General features: G+C 66.1%; 15 protein-coding genes. 9 read left to right on the top strand and 6 right to left on the bottom strand.

What is annotated here, in order from left to right:
• Positions 1 to 299: 299 nt before the first annotated feature.
• The gene (locus AC0WR5_RS14030) at positions 300 to 1,967 is read right to left on the bottom strand and encodes an amidohydrolase (RefSeq protein WP_475864008.1); all 1,668 of its coding nucleotides are present in this window, start codon (positions 1,965 to 1,967) and stop codon (positions 300 to 302) included.
• 89 nt (positions 1,968 to 2,056) lie between these two features.
• Positions 2,057 to 2,998, bottom strand: coding sequence for a LysR family transcriptional regulator (locus AC0WR5_RS14025; RefSeq protein ID WP_475864007.1), 942 nt, complete (start codon positions 2,996 to 2,998; stop codon positions 2,057 to 2,059).
• Between the two features lie 331 nt (positions 2,999 to 3,329).
• Between AC0WR5_RS14025 and AC0WR5_RS14020 the strand changes: the two genes are divergently transcribed.
• From AC0WR5_RS14020 to AC0WR5_RS14000, 5 genes are read left to right on the top strand one after another with little or no spacing between them, the layout of a single operon-like run.
• Entirely contained in the window at positions 3,330 to 5,165 is a 1,836-nt protein-coding gene (locus AC0WR5_RS14020; RefSeq protein ID WP_475864006.1) for an adenine deaminase C-terminal domain-containing protein, read from the top strand.
• Between the two features lies 1 nt (position 5,166).
• Positions 5,167 to 5,958 carry an ABC transporter ATP-binding protein gene (locus AC0WR5_RS14015; RefSeq protein WP_475864004.1) on the top strand — a complete coding sequence of 264 codons (792 nt, stop codon included), beginning with the start codon at positions 5,167 to 5,169 and terminating at the stop codon, positions 5,956 to 5,958.
• Positions 5,955 to 6,716, top strand: coding sequence for an ABC transporter permease (locus AC0WR5_RS14010; RefSeq protein ID WP_475864003.1), 762 nt, complete (start codon positions 5,955 to 5,957; stop codon positions 6,714 to 6,716). The genes AC0WR5_RS14015 and AC0WR5_RS14010 overlap by 4 nt, the downstream gene beginning before the upstream one ends.
• A gap of 7 nt (positions 6,717 to 6,723) precedes the next feature.
• Entirely contained in the window at positions 6,724 to 7,533 is an 810-nt protein-coding gene (locus tag AC0WR5_RS14005; protein ID WP_475864002.1) for an ABC transporter permease, read from the top strand.
• Between the two features lie 55 nt (positions 7,534 to 7,588).
• The gene (locus tag AC0WR5_RS14000; RefSeq protein WP_475864001.1) at positions 7,589 to 8,629 is read left to right on the top strand and encodes an ABC transporter substrate-binding protein; all 1,041 of its coding nucleotides are present in this window, start codon (positions 7,589 to 7,591) and stop codon (positions 8,627 to 8,629) included.
• A gap of 124 nt (positions 8,630 to 8,753) precedes the next feature.
• On the opposite strand, the gene AC0WR5_RS13995 is transcribed toward AC0WR5_RS14000, so the two are convergent.
• Entirely contained in the window at positions 8,754 to 10,085 is a 1,332-nt protein-coding gene (locus AC0WR5_RS13995; protein WP_475863999.1) for an LLM class flavin-dependent oxidoreductase, read from the bottom strand.
• Between the two features lie 268 nt (positions 10,086 to 10,353).
• Here AC0WR5_RS13995 and AC0WR5_RS13990 point away from each other — a divergent pair, with 268 nt between their 5' ends.
• Positions 10,354 to 11,595, top strand: coding sequence for an aminopeptidase (locus AC0WR5_RS13990; protein ID WP_475863997.1), 1,242 nt, complete (start codon positions 10,354 to 10,356; stop codon positions 11,593 to 11,595).
• A 34-nt stretch (positions 11,596 to 11,629) separates the two neighbouring features.
• Here AC0WR5_RS13990 and AC0WR5_RS13985 read toward each other — a convergent pair whose 3' ends face one another.
• Both AC0WR5_RS13985 and AC0WR5_RS13980 read right to left on the bottom strand, forming a co-directional pair.
• A complete protein-coding gene (locus tag AC0WR5_RS13985) occupies positions 11,630 to 12,400 on the bottom strand; it encodes a DeoR/GlpR family DNA-binding transcription regulator (protein WP_475863995.1) in 771 nt (256 codons plus the stop codon).
• Between the two features lie 114 nt (positions 12,401 to 12,514).
• Positions 12,515 to 13,276, bottom strand: coding sequence for a DeoR/GlpR family DNA-binding transcription regulator (locus tag AC0WR5_RS13980; RefSeq protein WP_475863993.1), 762 nt, complete (start codon positions 13,274 to 13,276; stop codon positions 12,515 to 12,517).
• 247 nt (positions 13,277 to 13,523) lie between these two features.
• Here AC0WR5_RS13980 and glpD point away from each other — a divergent pair, with 247 nt between their 5' ends.
• The 3 genes from glpD (at position 13,524) to AC0WR5_RS13965 (ending at position 17,622) form a co-directional block, all read left to right on the top strand.
• A complete protein-coding gene (gene glpD, locus AC0WR5_RS13975; protein WP_475863992.1) occupies positions 13,524 to 15,125 on the top strand; it encodes a glycerol-3-phosphate dehydrogenase in 1,602 nt (533 codons plus the stop codon).
• Between the two features lie 81 nt (positions 15,126 to 15,206).
• Entirely contained in the window at positions 15,207 to 16,694 is a 1,488-nt protein-coding gene (gene glpK / locus AC0WR5_RS13970) for a glycerol kinase GlpK (RefSeq protein WP_475863990.1), read from the top strand.
• Positions 16,695 to 16,704: 10 nt separating this feature from the next.
• Positions 16,705 to 17,622: a PfkB family carbohydrate kinase gene (locus AC0WR5_RS13965; protein WP_475863988.1), complete on the top strand. Its 918-nt coding sequence runs from the start codon at positions 16,705 to 16,707 to the stop codon at positions 17,620 to 17,622.
• On the opposite strand, the gene AC0WR5_RS13960 is transcribed toward AC0WR5_RS13965, so the two are convergent.
• On the bottom strand, positions 17,623 to 18,309 hold the full coding sequence (locus AC0WR5_RS13960; RefSeq protein ID WP_475863986.1) for an IclR family transcriptional regulator: 687 nt from the start codon (positions 18,307 to 18,309) through the stop codon (positions 17,623 to 17,625). It abuts the gene before it with no gap.
• Positions 18,310 to 18,332 lie beyond the last annotated feature (23 nt).

Genomic DNA, 18,332 nt, shown 5'->3' with positions numbered 1-18,332 from the left:
TGCCCCCGTCGCCGGAGGGCGACATGGGAAACGTCACAGGGGGCTCTGCCCCCGTCTCCCTCGCGGGAGACGCCCCCGGGATATCCATGGCCAGATGACGGGGAGCCCCAGCGCTCTTTCATCTGGCCGGAAAAATCCCCGCCGGAGGCTTCGCGGCGCGCCTGCGCGGCCCGAAACGGCACCGTCGCAATACCGACGCGATACCGACGTAATACCGACGTTGGAATCCGGCCTTTTCAGGGGCTTGAGACGAATATTGATTCTGGAATGCGAGGGGCTTTCGCGCCTGTCCTCAGGCCTCATTCTTCCCAGGTCACGGCCCCGTCGCAGAGGGTCATCACGGCCCGGGCCTGCCGGATGCTGTCGGGGGCCAGGCTCTCCAGGTCGTGGGAAAACACCGCCACGTCGGCCAGCATGCCAGGCTTCAGCATCCCCTTGATATCCTCGGCAAATTCCGCCCAGGCGCCATCCGCGGTGCAGGAGCGCAGGGTGTCCTCCAGGCTCTGGGCGTGGTTGCGCCAGGGGGCGGGCATCGGCATCGGGTTGATCGCGGCGTTGATGTTGCGCATCAGGTCCACGGGGATCACCGGCCAGTCGCTGGAAAAGATCGTTCTGGCCGCGCTCGCACGGATGTCAGACCAGGCATAGGCCATGGAAATCTGCTTTTCGTGCAACAGGTTGCCGATCCCATGCGCCGGAAAGAATCCGCCGCAGGGCGCATGCCCCGGCTGCAGCGAGGCCACCACGTCCAGCTCCCCAAGGCGCGGCAGATCCTGTGGATGGATGGTCTCGATATGCTCGATCCGGTGCCGGGCATCCCGCGCGCCGTTGGCCGCCCGCGCGGCCTCGTAGGCATCCAGCGTCCAGCGCACCGCGAGGTCGCCGATGGCATGAATCGAGATCTGGAACCCCAGCCGGTCCGCCGTCACGCAGATCTCCCTCAGCACCTCCTTGTCGAAGATCGCGTCGCCGTTTGCATCGGTGCCGGGATAGGTCTCGATCATCAGCGCCGTGCGGCTCTCGATCACCCCGTCGACAAAGAGCTTGACCCGGTCGCAGTGCAGCTTGTCTCCGCGGTAGCGCGCGCGCATCGCCTCGGCCTCGGAAAACCGATCCAGTCTGTCGAAGTTCTTGTAATGGAAGGGGATTTCGACGCGGCATTTCAGGCGGCCCTCGGCTTCCATTTCTGCCAGAAGCTCCAGCGTGTAGAGGTTTCCATCCATGTTGTGCAGGCTTGTGATGCCCTGGCTGGCGCAATGGCTCAGGCCACGTTCCAGCGCGTCCTTGTCACGGGTGCGCTCTTCGGCGGTTGCAGGGATCTCGGGGTCGGCGCCTGTCACCATGCCCAGCAGTTCCCGTCCGCCGTATCGCGCCAGGGCGAGCACCGGCCCATAGGCGCCCGGCTCCTTCAGCGTGCCCTGTGCGAGGCCGTCTTGTGCCATGACGATCTCGGAGCCCTGGCCTGCATCGCCACCGTGCAGCACCCCCCCCATGTCCAGCGCGGCGGTGTTGGCCCAGAGCGTGTGATGGTCGGCTGCAAAGATCGCGAAGGGACGGTCCGGCAGGATCCGGTCGAGGTCCTGACGGGAAATCTCGCCATCGCCGCCCAGGATCTCGTAGGTGGCTCCCACGGCCAGGATCATCCGGTCGTCTCGGTTTTGCCGGGCATAGGCGCGCACCATCTGCGTTACCTCGTCCGCGCCCTCGATGCCGAACATGTCGACGTAGTCGAGTTCGGCGCTCCCCGCAAAGAGATGCACGTGGCTCTCGACGATACCGGGCAGGACGGTGCAGCCTGCGGCATCGACAACCCGGGTATCCGGCCCCGCAAGGGCTGCGATTTCCGCCGAACCTCCGACCGCCGTGATCCGGTTGCCCCGGATGGCGAGGGCCTCGGCGCGGGGCTGGTCGGGGTTCATCGTCATCAGCTTGCCGTTCAGGACGACAAGATCGGGAGGGGTGCTCATGAAAGGGGTCCTGCTGTCATTCCGGGCCTCGATACCGGTCTAGCCGGCCCAGGCCCCGCCGGTCCAGCCTGCCGCGGCGGCCGGCACCGTCAATCCGCCGCATCCAGCTCGCGTACATGGCAGGCGCATTCGTCGAAATGCGCCAGGACACCGCGGAAGGTGTCGATAAGCTGCAACCGCGCCGGGGTCGGGAAGTGATGCGCCTGCACGGCAAGGGACAGGTCGGAGCTGTGGATTTTCTCGTGTCCGAAGGGGATGAAGCGGAGCTTGCCGGTCTCGATCTCGCGCGTCGCCGCGAGGCAGCCGATGATGGCCACGTGTTCACCGTGCGCCAGCATCGCCTTCATCACCGCGGTCGAATTGCTCGTGACGATCGCCTTCGGTGGAAACGGCAGCTTTTCAAAGGCTTCGTCCAGCTGCGTGCGCAGGATGAAGGAAGAGGCGGGCAGGACAAGTTCGAATTCCACCAGGTCGGCCAGCCGCACCGCACTCTGCCGCGCCAGCGGGTGATCGGGCCGCACCAGGACGCCGGCATGCGACCTGGTGGTCTGCACGATCTCGATGTTGCGCCGGGCCTGCAGGTTGAAGCAGACGGCAAGGTCCAGGTTGCCGTCGGCCAGCTCGCGCGAGAGCATTTCGGTATTGCCCACGGTCACGTCCATGGTGGTGTCCCGGTTCACCGCATAGAGCCTGTCGAAGACGCGGGGCATCAGGTCGTCGGCCACGGTGTCGATCACGCCGACGCGGGCATGGGTACGCCGCAGGCCCTGCAGCTCCTCGATCTGCATGTCTCCCTGGTCCTGCTCGCGTCGCCAGCGCCGGATGTTGGCCACGAGGATCTCTCCGGCCGAGGTCAGGCGCATGCCGCGGGGCAGGCGCTCGAACAGGGGCAGCCCGTATTGTGCCTCCAGCCCCAGGATGTGCCGGTTCACGGCCGAGGGAGAGGTGTTCAGGCGCTCGGCGGCGCCCCGTATCGACCCGGTGCGGGCCACTTCGTCCAGCAGGACGGCGGCGCGGGAAATCAGATGCATAGAAGGCTCCTCGATCTGGCCCGATTGTGACGGGGCGGTGACAACTGTCCAGCCAAATGAAGGCTCCGGTGGTGTGCCGGCCGCGGACGTTCATGCAGGGCGGGAAAAGCGCCGCAAAAACCGGGGCTGCCATCGAAATTGCAGAAAAACCGTGCACTTCCGCGAGGGGCGGTTGAAAGCGTTTCGGCCCATGCATGGGCGTGGCGCCTTCAAAAGCAGGGCTGTTGCCATCTGGTCAACGGGCTGTGCAGCTTTCTTGTCTTGTGATGCGGGGGGCGGCGTCGCTGTCTGGCTCCAACTGAAAAGGTGACAGAGGGACCTGCGTTTACCGATGGCCAGCAAGACGACAAGACAAGCCCTTTCCGACGTGGCACTGGGCAAGACGGCTCCGGACCTGGTCCTGGCCAACGCGCAGATCGTCAACACGATCACGCGCGAGATCATGGCGGCGGACATTGCGCTGAAAGGCGGCCGAATTGCCGCGATCGCGGCACCCGGGCAGGGCGGCTGGGCCGATGGGCCTGTCGAGGACCTGGCGGGGAAGTTCGTCTCTCCCGGTTTCATCGACCCGCATGTGCATGTCGAGGCCTCGATGATCACAGTCCGCGAATATTCCCGCGCCGCGATTTCCTGCGGCGTCACCATGATTGCCGCCGACCCGCACGAGATCGGTAATGTGCTGGGCATTCCCGGCATGAAGCTGATGTTCGAAGAGGCAAAGCACGTGCCGATGAAGATGCGCCTGCGGGTGCCGGCGCGCATCCCGGCCATGCCCGACTGGCTCGAGACATCGGGCGCGCGCATCACCATCGAGGAGACGGGCGAGTTGCTCGACTGGCCCGAGGCGGTCTGCCTGGCCGGTGATATCAACCCGAACCTGATCATCCGTCAGGACGAGGAACAGTTCGACAAGATCGACATGACGATCGATCGCGGAATGACCGTCTCCGGCCAGTCGCCGGGCCTGCGCGGCGCGAAACTCAACGCCTTTCTCGCTGGCGGGCCGGAGGACAACCACGTCGCCGGCACCATCGAGGAGGTGATGGAGAACACCCGCACCGGCATGCGCACGATCCTCGCCTGGCGGGAGAAGCACCGTCTCGACCGCGAGGAGTTCCGCGAGCTGGCGCGGATCGTCAACGACGGGCGGCTCGATACCCGCTACTTCCAGTTCTGCACCGACGATGTCTATCCGCACGAGCTGGTCGATGTGGGTCATATCGACTCCCGCCTGCGGATGATGATCGAAGAGGGGATGGATCCGGTCACCGCCTACCAGATCTGCACCCTGAATGTGGCAGAGGGGCTGCGGATCGATCGCGACTATGGCTCCGTCACGCCGGGCAAATGCGCCGATCTGGTGATCCTCTCCGATCTCGAGGCGGTCCGGATCGACGCGGTGATGGTCGATGGCGAATACCACTTCCAGAGTGGCACCTATACCGCGCCCGACGCGGGCTTCCGCTATCCCGACTGGGCGCGCAGCACCATGCGCACCGGCGGCGAGGTGAGCGCAGAGGAGCTGAAGCTCCGTGTGCCGCACAACGCCGACAAGACCCGCGTCTGGGCAATCATGACCACCAGCCCGAAATCGGCCGAGCAGTTCGATCTGACCACCCGGGACGGCTTCGTGCTGCCCGATCCAGAACAGGGTGTCTCTGCCGTGGCCGTGATCGACCGGCACCGCGAAACCCGGCACATCGGTCGCGGCTTCATGGGCGGGGTGCACGTCAAGCGCGGCGCCATTGCCTGCACCGTCAGCCACGACGCCCACAACCTGATGACCATGGGGGCCGATCACGACGACATGGCCATGGCTGCCAACGAGGTGATTCGCGCCGGCGGCGGCTATGCCATGGTGGTGGACGGCAAGGTGATCTACAGCCTGCCGCTTCCGGTGGGCGGGCTGATGTCCGAAGAGCCCCTGGAAGAGGTCGCGGCGAAGACGCGCATCCTCGAGAAGACCCTGATCGAGGAACTGGGCTGCCCGCCGATCCCGCGCGTTCTGCTCAAGCTCAATGGCTTCTCTCTGGCCAATATCCCCAACTTCGGCTTCACCGATTTCGGGCTGATCGATGCACAGGAGATGTCGGTGCGCGAAACCGTGGTGGAGCCGGTGGGCCGGTTCGAGCTCGATGCGGACGACGAGAGCGGGTGCGTCCACTGACATGAGCAGCACCGCATCTCCCGGGGCCGTTTCCCTTGAAAATGTCACCAAGCGTTTCGCGCTTGGCGGCAAGGAAGAGGTCGTGGCGGTCGCCGATGTTTCGCTTCGCGTGGCCAAGGGCGAATTCGTGGCCATCCTCGGCCCGTCTGGCTGCGGCAAGTCCACCGTGCTGCGGCTGATCGGCGACCTGGAGCAGCCCTCCGAGGGCAGCGTCCGCGTGCTCGGCACCACGCCGGAGGATTGCACCCGCAATCACCGTCTCGGAGTGGCCTTCCAGGATCACGCGCTGCTGCCCTGGCTCTCGATCACCGAGAATGTCGCGCTGCCCTATCGCATGGCCCGCCAGCCCCGCGACCCGAAGAGGGTGCAGCGGCTGATCGATCTCGTCGGCCTGACCGGTTTTGAAAAGGCGCGGCCCAGGCAGCTCTCCGGGGGCATGCGCCAGCGCGCGGCCATCGCCCGTTCCCTGCTGCTGAACCCCGAGATCCTGCTTCTCGACGAACCCTTCGGCGCGCTTGATGCCGTCACGCGCCGGCAGATGAACGTCGAGCTTCAGCGTATCTGGTCGGAAACCCAGACAACGACGATCCTCGTGACCCACTCCGTCGACGAGGCGGTCTTTCTCGCCGATCGCGTGGTGGTGATGACGGGCCGTCCCGGGCACGTTCTGATGGAGCGTCAGATCCCCTTCGCCCGGCCCCGCGATCCGGAGGTCATGCGCACGCCCGAATTCCACGCGCTGGTCGATGACCTTACGCAGGCCCTGTTGCCGGCCGCTGCGGGTGCGGCATGATCCCCGCACGCCGTCAGAGGCTCCGCGACATGGGGGCAGGCGCCCTGGGCATCGCGCTCTTCCTGCTGCTCTGGCAGGTGGTGGGCTATTATCAGCTCGCGGGCATGGGCTGGCCCTCGCTGACCTCCGTGCTCGATGTGCTGCTGAACCCGCACCGATTTGGCACCTTCGAGCGCGCCGTGACCTCCACCGTCCGGTCCATGCTGATGGGCTACGGGATCGGCTTTGCCATCGGCTTCGGGTTCGCCCTGCTGGGGCACCTCGTGCCGCGTCTCAAGGTCGGCACGGATCAGACCACCGCCGTGATCCATGCCATCCCGGCCATCGCCGTCGCACCGCTGCTGATCGTCTTCTTCGGCCTCAAGGTCACGCCAATCGCCGTCTGTGCGCTCAACGTCTTTTTCCTGATCTACAATGCCACGGCCTCCGGCATGCTGGTCGCCAAGCAGAGCCACCGCGATCTCTTCCGCACCTTCGGGGCCCGGCCTGATGACACGTTCCGCCTGCTGGAACTGCCCGCGGCGCTGCCCTCCATCGCGGCCGGCATGAAGCTCGCCGTGCCGGCGGCCCTGATCGGTACGATCCTCGGAGAATGGTTCGGCGCGCCGCAGGGGCTCGGGCTGATGATGGTCGCCGCCATGCAGAACTTCCAGATCGCCCTGCTCTGGAGCGCCGTGCTCCTCTGCATCGCCATCTCCCTCGTCATGCTGGGCATCACCAGCATCATCCAGTCCCTGGTCAATGCCCGTTATGCCTGATCCCTCGATGACCATGGACAACCGCAAAACCCGGCCGGATGGCGCCCGTGGTGGCCTGTTCTCGCGGCTCCGGCGTGGCTGCTTGCGCTTCATCGCGCGCTTCTGGGGCGTCCTCCTTATCCTGCTCGCCTGGCAGGTCTGGGTCACCGTCAACGATTACAACTCCATCGTCATGCCACAACCTGCCAGCGTGCTCGGCGCCGTCTTCCTGCACTGGAAGGCCTATGCGGCCGCGGGCGCGCAGACACTGATCGTGGCCCTCGTGGGGACGGCGCTCGGCATGGGCTGCGGTGCTGCCTCTGCGGTGCTGTCGTGGTGGTCGCGGGTGATCGGCGGGCTGATCACGCCACTGGCGCTGATCTTCTCGGCGGTGCCGGCGGTGGCGCTGGTTCCGGTGATCGCACGGCTTCTGGGCTACGACATCCGCACCGTGATCGTCATCGTCGTGGTGATCAGCTTCTTCCCGGCCTACGTCTTCACCGCGCAGGGGCTGCGCAGCCTGCCGCCGGGCAGCGCCGATCTCTTCCGCGTCTACGGTGCCCGGCGCAGCACGCTGCTCTTCCGCCTCGCTCTGCCCGCGGCCGTGCCCTCCTTCATGACGGCCTTCCGCCTCGGCGCGGCCAGCAGCGTGCTCTCGGCCATCGTGGCGGAATTTGCCATGGGCTCGAACGGGCTCGGAGAGGTCTTCCGCTCCGCCCGGGTGGAATTCGACATGGCCCAGGCCCTCGGTGCCAGCCTCGTCGCCATGGTGATCTCGGTCATCTTCTTCATGATCGCGATCCAGCTTGAACGCATTGTCCGGGCCCGTTGGGAATGACCCGGACAGCTGACTTCCCTTCCGCACTGCAACCCCTGATCAGGAGCTTCCCAAGATGCTGAAAAGACGTACCTTCCTGGCCGGCCTGACCGCCGCTGCCACTGCCTCCGGCCTGCCGCTCGCCCCGGCCATGGCTGACGACCTGACGCCGCTCAAGCTGCAGATGGCCTGGATCCCCAACGTGGAATACGCCGGGATCTGGAACGCGCTCGAGCGTGGCTACATGGAGGAAGAAGGCGTTGACTTCTCCTACCTCCCCGGCGGCCCGAACTCGCTGCAGGGCCCGGTTGCCGTCGCCTCCGGCGCGGCGGATTTCGGCATCACCGGCTGGCTGCCGTTCCTCGATGCGGTGGAAAAGGGCAATGACTTCGTCGTCGTCGCCGTGCCGTTTCAGCGCTCGCCCCTCGGTATCCTGTCGCTGGCCAAGAAACCGATCCTGAAGCCCGCGGACATGGCCGGCGCCACCTTCCTCGGATCGGGCGCCACGGTTAAGGCCACGCTCGAGGCGACGCTCGCGCTCAACGACATGCCGAACGACATCAAGATCGTCGAGGTGGGCTATTCCCCCGAGCCGCTGGTTGCCGGGCAGGGCGACGGCCAGGTGGGCTATGCCACCGACCAGCCGCTGCAGCTCAAGCACATGGGCATGACCCCGGACGAGGACTACTACTTCACCCTCTTCGATGATCTGGGCTTCAAGTCCTACTCCGGCCTGCTCTTCACCACCCGCGACTACCTCGACAACAACCGCGACGCGGTCGTCGGCTTCGTCAAGGCGATGATCAAGGGCTGGGAGGCAAACGAGGCCGATCCGACCGAGGCCGCAAAATACGCCACCGAGAAATACGGCATCGACTACTCGCTCGACTACGATCACCAGGTCGAGGAGAACGAGGTGCAGATCACCCTGATGCGGCCCACCGATGATCCCGACTATCCGCTGCTGGTGCTCGACCGTGACCTGGTCTCGGGCCCGATGGTGGAAACCGCCCATGTGTCGGGCCGCGACAGCATCCCGGACCTGGACAGCATCATCGACTTCTCGATTGCCGAAGAGGCCCACGCCCAGATCGACGCCGAGGCCGGCGGCAACTGACCGAGCGCCCCGGAAGCAAATAAAAGAAACCGCCGGAGAGACCCTCCGGCGGTTTTTCAGTTCCACGAACGATGACATCCGCGGGGAAGAGTACCTGCACCGGGGCGCCCGCGCGCCCGGCGGCTTATTTCACGAAACGGTTGGCGGGTTTCTTCAGTCCGAGGTGATCGCGCAGCGTCGTGCCCTCGTAGGCCTCGCGGAAGAGGCCGCGGCGCACCAGTTCGGGCACCACTCCTTGGGTAAAGCGCAGCAGGTCGGCGGGGAAGACGCTCGACATCACGTTGAACCCGTCGGTGCCGTAGGCCTCGAAGCGCTCCTGCATCGCATCCGCCACCTGCTCGACCGAGCCCACCACCTGGAAATGCCCGACCGAGGCCGAGATCCGCTCGTAGAGCTGGCGGATCGTCAGGTTGTCGCGCTTGGCCATCTCGATCAGCAGTTCCTGCCGGCTCTTCTCGCGGTTGGTCTCGGGCAGATCGGGCAGGGGGCCGTCCACGTCGCAGCCCGACAGATCCGCACCGCCCAGCCAGTGGCTCAGCCGGTCGATGCCCACCTGCGGCGGGATCAGCTCCTGCAGCTTGGCAAAGCGGTCCTCGGCCTCGCTCTGGGTCTCGCCGACGATGGGCAGGAAGCCGGTCATCACCTTCAGCTCGTCGGGGTGGCGGCCAAAGGCGGGCATCCGGTCCTTCAGGTCCTTGTAGAAGGCAATCGCCCCCTCGTTCGTATCATGGGCAGAAAAGACCGCCTCGGCCGTGCGCGCGGCAAGCTGCTTGCCGGGCTCCGAGGCGCCGGCCTGCACCACCACCGGGTGGCCCTGCGGCGAGCGCGGCAGGTTCAGCGGGCCGCGCACGCTGAAATGCTTGCCCTTGTGGTTCAGCATGTGAACCTTGTCCATATCCATGTAGAGCCCGCTTTCGCGGTCCCGCGGGAAGGTGTCGTCCTCGAAACTGTCCCACAGGCCCAGTACCACGTCGGCGAATTCCTCGGCGCGCTCATAGCGGTCGGCGTGCTGGCTCTGGGTGTCCAGGCCGAAGTTCAGCGCCGCAAAGGGATCGGAAGAGGTCACCAGGTTCCAACCCGCGCGCCCATTGCTGATGTTGTCGAGCGAATTGAACAGTCGCGCCACGTTGTAGGGCTCGTAAAAGCTGGTCGAGGCGGTCGAGATCAGGCCGATGTGGCTGGTGACCGAGGCGATGGCCGAAAGCAGCGTGATCGGTTCGAAGGGGCGCACGCCGTTATGTGCCAGGTGGGCCGAGGCTTCGGGGTTTTCCAGCGGCACCGAGACACCGTCCGCCAGGAAGATGGCGTCGAGATGTGCGGCCTCGGCGGCCTTTGCAAGCTCCAGGTAATCCGCGAAATCCACGCCCGAGGAGGCGCCCGGATCCCGCCAGGCCGCCCAATGCAGCCCGGTAAAGGTCACGAAGGCATTCAGCCTCATCTTGTCCTGGCGGCTCATGCCTGCCTCCGATCTTGTGTAAACATATGTTTTTCAATCACTACGTCCGCGGTGCCCCGGGCTACAAGAGCAATTCCCGGGACTGGCTGTTGCCGGTTTGGCAACGGTCGCCACATCTCCCCGCCGCCAAGGCGAAATTTTCCCGTGGCCCCCTCGCTGTCGCGGCAGGGGGCCTATATGGTCATCAGCGAAACGAAATGGATCGCCCCGGGATCGGGCACCGGCCGTCAGTCGGCCCGCCCGCGGCGATGACCCGAAGGAGGCACACATGGCCACAGATCCCATCGATTCCGCAGCACTCGACCGCCTGGCAGAGGTTGCCGTGCAGGTCGGTCTGAACCTCCAGCCGGGGCAGGACCTGGTGCTGACGGCACCGGTCTCTGCCCTGCCGCTGGTGCGCCGCGTGACCGCCGCCGCCTATCGCGCGGGTGCCGGCGTTGTTACCCCGATCCTCTCCGATCCCGAGGTGGCGCTGGCCCGCTACCGCAACGCCACCGACGAGAGCTTCGACAAGGCGCCCGACTGGCTCTACAAGGGCATGGCCGAGGCCTTTGCCGGCAATGCCGCCCGCATGGCGATCGTCGGTGACGACCCGATGATGATGTCCGAGGAGGACCCGGCCAAGGTCTCCCGCGCCGGCAAGGCCAATTCCATCGCCTACAGGCCCGCGCTGTCGAAGATCGCGAATTTCGACATCAACTGGTCGATCGCCAGCTATCCCGGCACCGAATGGGCCATGCGCGTCTTCCCCGATCTCTCGCCGGAGGAGGCCACCGCGAAACTCGCCGATGCGATCTTCTCGGCCAGCCGCGTGATGGGCGATAACCCCGTCGCCGCCTGGGAGGCCCATAACGCCGAGCTGCGCCGGCGCAGCGCATGGCTCAACGATCAGCGCTTCTCGGCACTGCATTTCACCAGCCCGGGCACCGATCTGACCGTGGGCCTCGCCGATGATCACGAATGGCACGGTGGTGCTTCGGTGGCCAAGAACGGCATCGTCTGCAATCCGAACATCCCCACCGAAGAGGTCTTTACCACGCCCCATGCCGAACGTGTCGACGGCACCGTCCGCGCGACCAAGCCGCTCTCGCACCAGGGCAGCCTGATCGAGAACATCGAGATGCGCTTCGAGGCCGGCCGCGTGGTCGAGGCCCGCGCCACCCGCGGCGAGGAAGTTCTGCTGAAGATGATCGACAGCGACGAGGGCGCCCGTCGTCTGGGCGAGGTGGCCCTTGTGCCGCATTCCTCGCCGATCTCGCAATCGGGTCTGCTCTTCTACAACACCCTCTACGACGAGAATGCCGCCTGCCACATCGCGCTGGGCCAGTGCTATTCCAAGTGCTTCCTCGATGGCGCGACCCTCTCCGAGGAAGAGATCGCGGCAAAGGGCGGCAACAGCTCTATGATCCACGTCGACTGGATGATCGGTGGTGCCGATACCGACATCGACGGGATCAAGCCCGACGGCACCCGCGTGCCCGTTTTCCGCAAGGGCGAATGGGCGAACTGAGCGCCGGGCAACCGCCCCGGCTTAGACCTTTTGATCAGGCCTTGTGAAAGGCCACGCCGCCCCGCGACAGCTGGGCGGCGATGCTCTCCGGCGGGGTGATGTCCGACACCAGCATGTCGACGTCGCTCAGCCGGCCCAGCCGCACCAGCCCGCGATGGCCGAACTTGCTGCCATCGACGGCAAGCAGAACCCTCTGCGATTGCTGCATGGCCGAGCGCACGATCTGCACCTCTGCCTGGTCGTCGTCGCTCATGTCGCCGTCCTCGTCCAGGCCCGAGACTGACAGCACCGCGATGTCGAACTTGAAGCCGGCAATGAAGCTGTCGGTCTGCTCCTGGAAGACGCCTCCGTCCACCTGCCGCACGAAACCGCCGGGCACCGCGATGGTGAAATCCGTGACCTCGCTCAGGTAGGCCGCGATGCGCAGGCTGTAGCTGACAATACGCAGGTTGCGGCGCGCCACCAGTGCCCGGGCCACGGCTTCGCCCGTGGTGCCGGTGTCCAGAAAGAGCGAGGCGCCATCCTCCACCAGTTCTGCCACCCTGGCACCTATCCGGTCCTTGGCCTGGGCGTTGCGGATCCGCCGGCTGCGCAGCTCGTTCGGCTCTATCGAGCTGGCAATCATCGCCCCGCCGTGCAGCCGTCGCAGCTTGCCCTGCTTCTCCAGCTCCATGATGTCGCGGCGGGCGGTCTGGGTGGTCACGGAAAAGCGGCGGGCAATCTCCTCGAGAGAGATGTAGCGCTGGGCGCCCAGCTGCTCCATCAGCAGGGCCTGCCGTATGCTCTTCTTGTCTCCACCATCCATCGCAGCGTCACCATTCATGTTCCGGTTGAAGGCCTTATGGCCCGGCCGGTTGTCACAATTCAACAAAAGCCCCGATGCACCCGGCATTTGGCGTCTTTTCGCGGGGCAGGGCCCTCAGGCGGGCAGTGTGATCCGCGTGCCCCATTCAGCGCATTTCGCGGCAAGATAAGACGGCAGGGGCCTGTCGGTGAACCAGCGGTCCATCTGGTCCAGAGCGGCGATCCGCACCGGCGCCGAGCGCGTCAGCTTCGAATGGTCGCTGACCAGCACGCTCTGCCGCGACTGGCTCAGGATCGTCTGGTTCACCCCCACCTCCTGGATGTCGAAATCCAGCATGTCGCCGTCGCGGTCCAGCGCCGAACAGCCCATCACCGCCATGTCGAACTTGAACTGCCGGATCGAGGCCGCGGCCAGTGTGCCGATCAGCCCGCCGTCCGCGCGGCGCAGGGTGCCGCCGGTCACCACCACCTCGCAGCCCTGGTTGGCGCTCAGGATCTGCGCCACGTTCATGTTGTTCGTCACCACCATCAGGTTGCGGTGGTGCAACAGCTCGCGGGCCACCGCCTCGGTCGTCGTACCGATACTCAGGAACAGGGAAATGTTTTCCGGGATCTCGGCGGCGCAGGCGCGGGCGATCGCGGTCTTGGCCGCGGCGTTCAGCGATCGGCGTTCCTCGTAACCGATATTCGTGGTGCCAGAGGGCAGGATCGCCCCGCCGTGCACCCGTTCCAGCCGTCCGGCCTCGGCCAGCTCGCTCAGGTCGCGGCGGATCGTCTGCAGGGTCACGCCGAAATGCGCCGCCAGACCCTCCACGGTGACCTTGCCGTCTCGGCGCGCCATTTCCAGGATTTCGGGGTAACGGATCGTCTGCGACATGGGCTTTCCTTTTGCCGCAAACTCGCACGCGGTGCGCCTTCGTTCAAGTTCGCCTGTGTTCCCTTGTGCGCGAGTTGGGCGCGATTCTCCGGCTGGAATTCGCCCGTTGGCGGCGGTTTCGACAAGAACCGTCATGCAAGTATCAGATTCAAAAGATTAAATTAAAGCGAAAATAAACGAAAGTCGCCCTCTTTCATTTTAGGTCTATCTATGGCTTACCTACGGGCGACAAACGCGGAGATTTGCCTTGGCAGAGAGTGCAGCAGAAACGCCGGTCGACCTCTTCATCATCGGCGGCGGGATCAACGGATGCGGGATCGCCCGCGATGCGGCGGGGCGCGGCCTGTCGGTGACCCTGGCCGAGATGAACGACCTGGCCTCGGCAACCTCCTCGGCCTCCACCAAGCTCTTTCACGGCGGGCTGCGCTATCTCGAGTACTTCGAGGTCCGCCTCGTGCGCGAGGCGCTGATCGAGCGCGAGACCCTGCTCAGGGCGATGCCGCACATCAGCTGGCCGATGCGCTTCGTGCTGCCCTATCACAAGGACATGCGCTTCGAGAGTTCCACGCCGACCTCGCGCATCCTCTCCCGCGTCATGCCCTGGATGAAGGGCCGGCGCCCGGCCTGGCTGATCCGCTTCGGCCTGTTTCTCTACGACAATCTCGGCGGGCGAGAGATCCTGCCCGGCACCCGGACCCTGTCGCTGAAGGGCACGCCCGAGGGCGCGCCGCTCCAGGAACGCTTCGAGCACGCCTATGAATATTCCGACGCCTGGATCGAGGATTCCCGCCTTGTCGTGCTGAATGCCCGCGATGCCGAGGCGCGCGGGGCCACCATCGCCACCCGCACCAAGGTGCTCTCGGCCCGGCGCGAGGGCGATCTCTGGCAGATCCTCACCCAGGACACCGTGACCGGCGCGCAGGCGCGTCACAGCGCCCGCATGCTGGTCAACGCCGCGGGGCCCTGGGTGGGCAACATCATCCATGACCGCATCCATATCGACAGCACCGACGGCGTGCGCCTCGTCCGCGGCAGCCACATCGTGACGAAACGCCTCTATGATCACGACAAGTGCTACTTCTTCCAGGGCGAGGACGGGCGGATCATCTTCTCGATCCCATACGAGACCGATTTCACCCTGATCGGCACCACTGACGCCGACCACCCGGACCCCGATCAGAAACCCGTCTGCACCCCGGAAGAGCGCGATTACCTGCTTGCCTTCGCCAACCGCTACTTCCGGCAGGAGCTGACCGCCGAGGACGTGGTCTGGACCTACTCCGGGGTCCGTCCGCTCCATGACGACGGGGCCAGCAGCGCCTCTGCCGCCACGCGGGATTACACCCTCAAGGTCGATGCCGCCGGTGGCGCCCCGGTTCTGAACATCTTCGGGGGCAAGATCACCACCTATCGCCGCCTTGCCGAGAGTGCGCTGGAGAAGATCGCACCCTATTTCCCGGGGCTTTCGGGCGACTGGACCGCCGGCGTTGCGCTGCCGGGCGGCGACTTCAAGGTCGCAGAGGTCGAGAGCCTCATCGCCGGCCTGCAGACCGATTTTCCCTTCCTCACGCCGTTCTGGGCGCGGCGCCTCATTCGCGCCTATGGCACCGAGGCACGCGTGATGCTGGGCGATGCCGGGGCCGAGGGCGACCTTGGCCGCAGCTTCGGCGCCACGCTGACCGAGCGCGAGATCCGCTGGCTGATGACGCGCGAATATGCCCGCACCGCCGAAGACGTCGTCTGGCGCCGCAACAAGCTCGGCCTGCGCCTGAGCGCAGAGGAGATCGCCGCGCTCGATGCCTGGATGGGCGAACAGCTGCGCGCCGGGCTGCCCGCCGCGGCAGAATAGACCGGGCCCAACGGCGCGGCTTCCATCTTCGTCGCGCTGCTCTTAAGACCATTTCATGCAGCGACCGGAGGGGGGAGAGACATGACCTATATTCTCGCGATCGACCAGGGGACGACCTCCAGCCGGGCGATCCTCTTCGACAAGGACATGCACATCGTCGCCACGGCGCATGAGGAATTCGAACAGCATTTCCCCGCCAGCGGCTGGGTCGAGCATGACCCCTCCGATCTCTGGTCCACCACCGCCGCCACCTGCCGCGGCGTGATCGAAAAGGCCCAGACCACCGCCGAGAGCATCGCGGCCATCGGCATCACCAACCAGCGTGAAACGACGCTGCTCTGGGATCGCCGGACCGGCCAGCCGGTGCACAACGCCATTGTCTGGCAGGACCGTCGCACCTCCGCCTTTTGTCAGCAGCTGCGCGACCAGGGCCACGAGGCACAGGTGACCGAGACCACGGGCCTTCTGCTCGATCCCTATTTCAGCGGCACCAAGCTGCGCTGGCTTCTCGACAACGTCGAGGGCGCGCGGGCGCGGGCCGAGGCGGGTGAACTGGCCTTCGGCACCGTGGATACCTGGCTGGTCTGGAAGCTGACCGGCGGCCGTGCACATGTGACAGATGCCACCAACGCGGCCCGTACGATGATGTACGACATCCGTTCCGGCGAATGGAGCCCGGAGATGTGCGAGATGCTCGACATCCCCATGTCGGTGCTGCCCGAGGTGCGCGATTGCGCGGCGGATTTCGGCATGACCCGGCCCGACCTCTTCGGCAAGTCTCTCCCGATCCTCGGTATCGCCGGGGATCAGCAATCGGCCACCATTGGCCAGGCCTGCTTTGCGCCCGGCATGATGAAATCGACATACGGCACCGGATGTTTCGCGCTGCTGAACACCGGCACGGTCCCGGTCGTCTCTCAGAACCGCCTGCTGACCACCGTTGCCTATCAACTCGACGGCAAGCGCTCCTACGCGCTCGAGGGCTCGATCTTCATTGCCGGCGCCGTGGTGCAATGGCTGCGCGACGGCCTCAGGATCATCCGTGACGCGGGCGAGACCCAGCCGCTCGCCGAGCGCGCCGATCCCGGTCAGCGCCTTGTGCTGGTGCCGGCCTTCACCGGCCTCGGGGCGCCCTACTGGAACGCCGAGTGCCGGGGCGCCGTCTTTGGCCTCACGCGCAATTCCGGCCCTGCCGAATTTGCGCGCGCGGCCCTCGAATCCGTGGGGTTCCAGACCCGTGACCTGCTCGAGGCGATGGCGGCGGACTGGGCAGGCAAGGGCGCCGGAAGCGTGCTCCGCGTCGATGGCGGAATGTCGGCGTCGAACTGGGCGATGCAGTTTCTCAGCGATATCCTCGGCGCCGATGTCGACCGTCCCAGGGTGCTCGAGACGACGGCCATGGGCGCCGCCTGGCTGGCGGGGCAGCGCGCCGGGATCTACCCCGGCATGGAGGAATTCGCCGCCACCTGGAAACTCGACCGCAAGTTCACCCCCGCCATGGACGAGGCCACCCGCGCCGAGCGCTACGGCGCCTGGAAACGCGCCGTGACCGCGGCCCAGGCCTTCTGAGGCGCCGGGGATGAGCCGCCTGGTTCAGCTGACAGGCCCGGTGGTCGACCTGCTCTACCAGGTGCGCGAGATCCCCGCTTCCGGCGAAGAGGCAGTGGTCACCGGTTTCGCCAGCGAGATCGGCGGCGGCTTCAACGCCATGGTTGCGGCGCGCCGCGCAGGCATCGCGGCGGCCTTCGGCGGGCGGCTGGGCACCGGCCCCTTCGCCGCGATGATCTGCGCGGCCATGGAGGCGCAGGGCATGCAGCTTCTGGCCGACCCCTTGCCCGATCACGATCAGGGCAGCTGCGTGGTGTTGATCGAGCCCTCCGGCGAGCGCAGCTTTGTTGCCTGGCCAGCCGCCGAGGGCATCATGGCCCCCGGTCAGCTCGATGCCCTGCACCTGGCCCCCGATGACCACGTGATGTTCTCCGGCTATACGCTTCTCTATCCCGAGAGCGGCGGAGAGCTTGCCCGCTGGATGGGCGCGGCGCGGACCCTGCCACAGGTTGTCTTCGACCCCACGCCACTGGTGGCCGAGATCCCGCCGGAACGTCTTGCGCCGGTCCTGAAGCGTGCTGCCTGGATCAGCGCCAATGCACGCGAGGCCGCTGTCCTGACCGGGCTCGGCGATCCGCAACAGGCTGCGCTTGCGCTGGCCGAGCCGCGGGACGGTGCGCTGGTGCGCCTGGGGGCAGGGGGGTGCCTTCTGGCGGTCGACGGCCTCTGTCGCCGCGTGCCCGCCCCGCAGGTAACGCCCGTAGACACCAATGGCGCCGGCGATACCCACATCGGCAGTTTCATCGCCGAACTGGCGCTTACCGGTGATCCGCTGCGCGCTGCGCGCTATGCCAGCGTTGCCGCGGCGCTATCGATCACCCGCGCAGGGCCGGCCACGGCCCCTGACCGCAAAACTGTAGAGGCGGCGCTGGATCACCTGCCGGGCTGATCAATCGTCCGGCGTGGCGTCCTTCAGCCGCGCGGCACTCTCCATCAGGGCCTTGCGGAAACTGTCGATCTGGCTGTCGGTAAAACGCGTGATCAGTCCCGAGACCGCCAGCGCGCCGCGAAAACGGTTGTTCTTGCCCATCAGTGGCACGGAAACGGCTGCAACCTCGGGCTCACGGGCGCCGCGGCTGACGGCAAAGCCGCGCGCGCGGATCGCGGCGAACTCGGCATTGTCGGGTTCCGTCCAGGCCTGCAGCACCTCGCCGCTCGCCCCGCCCTTCAGCGGGATCGAACTGCCCTCCGACAGGATGTGCCGGATCGCGCGCTCGGGCTCGCGACGATAGAGACAGATCCGCCGGTCGCCGTCGCGCACGTAGAAAGAGGCCGATTCCCGCGTGGCGTCCGACAGCAGCCGCAGTTCGGGCCGGATCAGCTCTCCCATGTCGAAATTGCCGCGATACCGCGTGCCCAGCCGCCAGAGCGTCGGGCCCAGGCGGTAGCGTCCGGAACTCTCGCGCACCATGTAGCCCGCCTTGTCGAGCGAAACCGCCAGCCGCAGGATCGTGCTCTTGTAGAGTCCGGTCTGCCGCGCAAGATCCGCCAGGGCCAGCGTGTCATCCGCACCGTCAAAGCATTCCAGGATCTGGAATGCACGGTCGACCGCGTCGACTCCCTTTGCCTCTGCCAAAAGCTATTCCTCCCCACTGGACT

The organism is Pseudooceanicola sp. DL12, from assembly GCF_056270665.1.
This window is presented reverse-complemented; position numbering and strand designations above follow the sequence as displayed.

Bases quoted from the DNA above. Each gene is read 5' to 3' on its own strand.
- AC0WR5_RS14030 (WP_475864008.1), bottom strand. From the start codon at position 1,967: ATGAGCACCCCTCCCGATCTTGTCGTCCTGAACGGCAAGCTGATGACG.
- AC0WR5_RS14025 (WP_475864007.1), bottom strand. From the start codon at position 2,998: ATGCATCTGATTTCCCGCGCCGCCGTCCTGCTGGACGAAGTGGCCCGC.
- AC0WR5_RS14020 (WP_475864006.1), top strand. From the start codon at position 3,330: ATGGCCAGCAAGACGACAAGACAAGCCCTTTCCGACGTGGCACTGGGC.
- AC0WR5_RS14015 (WP_475864004.1), top strand. From the start codon at position 5,167: ATGAGCAGCACCGCATCTCCCGGGGCCGTTTCCCTTGAAAATGTCACC.
- AC0WR5_RS14010 (WP_475864003.1), top strand. From the start codon at position 5,955: ATGATCCCCGCACGCCGTCAGAGGCTCCGCGACATGGGGGCAGGCGCC.
- AC0WR5_RS14005 (WP_475864002.1), top strand. From the start codon at position 6,724: ATGACCATGGACAACCGCAAAACCCGGCCGGATGGCGCCCGTGGTGGC.
- AC0WR5_RS14000 (WP_475864001.1), top strand. From the start codon at position 7,589: ATGCTGAAAAGACGTACCTTCCTGGCCGGCCTGACCGCCGCTGCCACT.
- AC0WR5_RS13995 (WP_475863999.1), bottom strand. From the start codon at position 10,085: ATGAGCCGCCAGGACAAGATGAGGCTGAATGCCTTCGTGACCTTTACC.
- AC0WR5_RS13990 (WP_475863997.1), top strand. From the start codon at position 10,354: ATGGCCACAGATCCCATCGATTCCGCAGCACTCGACCGCCTGGCAGAG.
- AC0WR5_RS13985 (WP_475863995.1), bottom strand. From the start codon at position 12,400: ATGGATGGTGGAGACAAGAAGAGCATACGGCAGGCCCTGCTGATGGAG.
- AC0WR5_RS13980 (WP_475863993.1), bottom strand. From the start codon at position 13,276: ATGTCGCAGACGATCCGTTACCCCGAAATCCTGGAAATGGCGCGCCGA.
- glpK (WP_475863990.1), top strand. From the start codon at position 15,207: ATGACCTATATTCTCGCGATCGACCAGGGGACGACCTCCAGCCGGGCG.
- AC0WR5_RS13965 (WP_475863988.1), top strand. From the start codon at position 16,705: ATGAGCCGCCTGGTTCAGCTGACAGGCCCGGTGGTCGACCTGCTCTAC.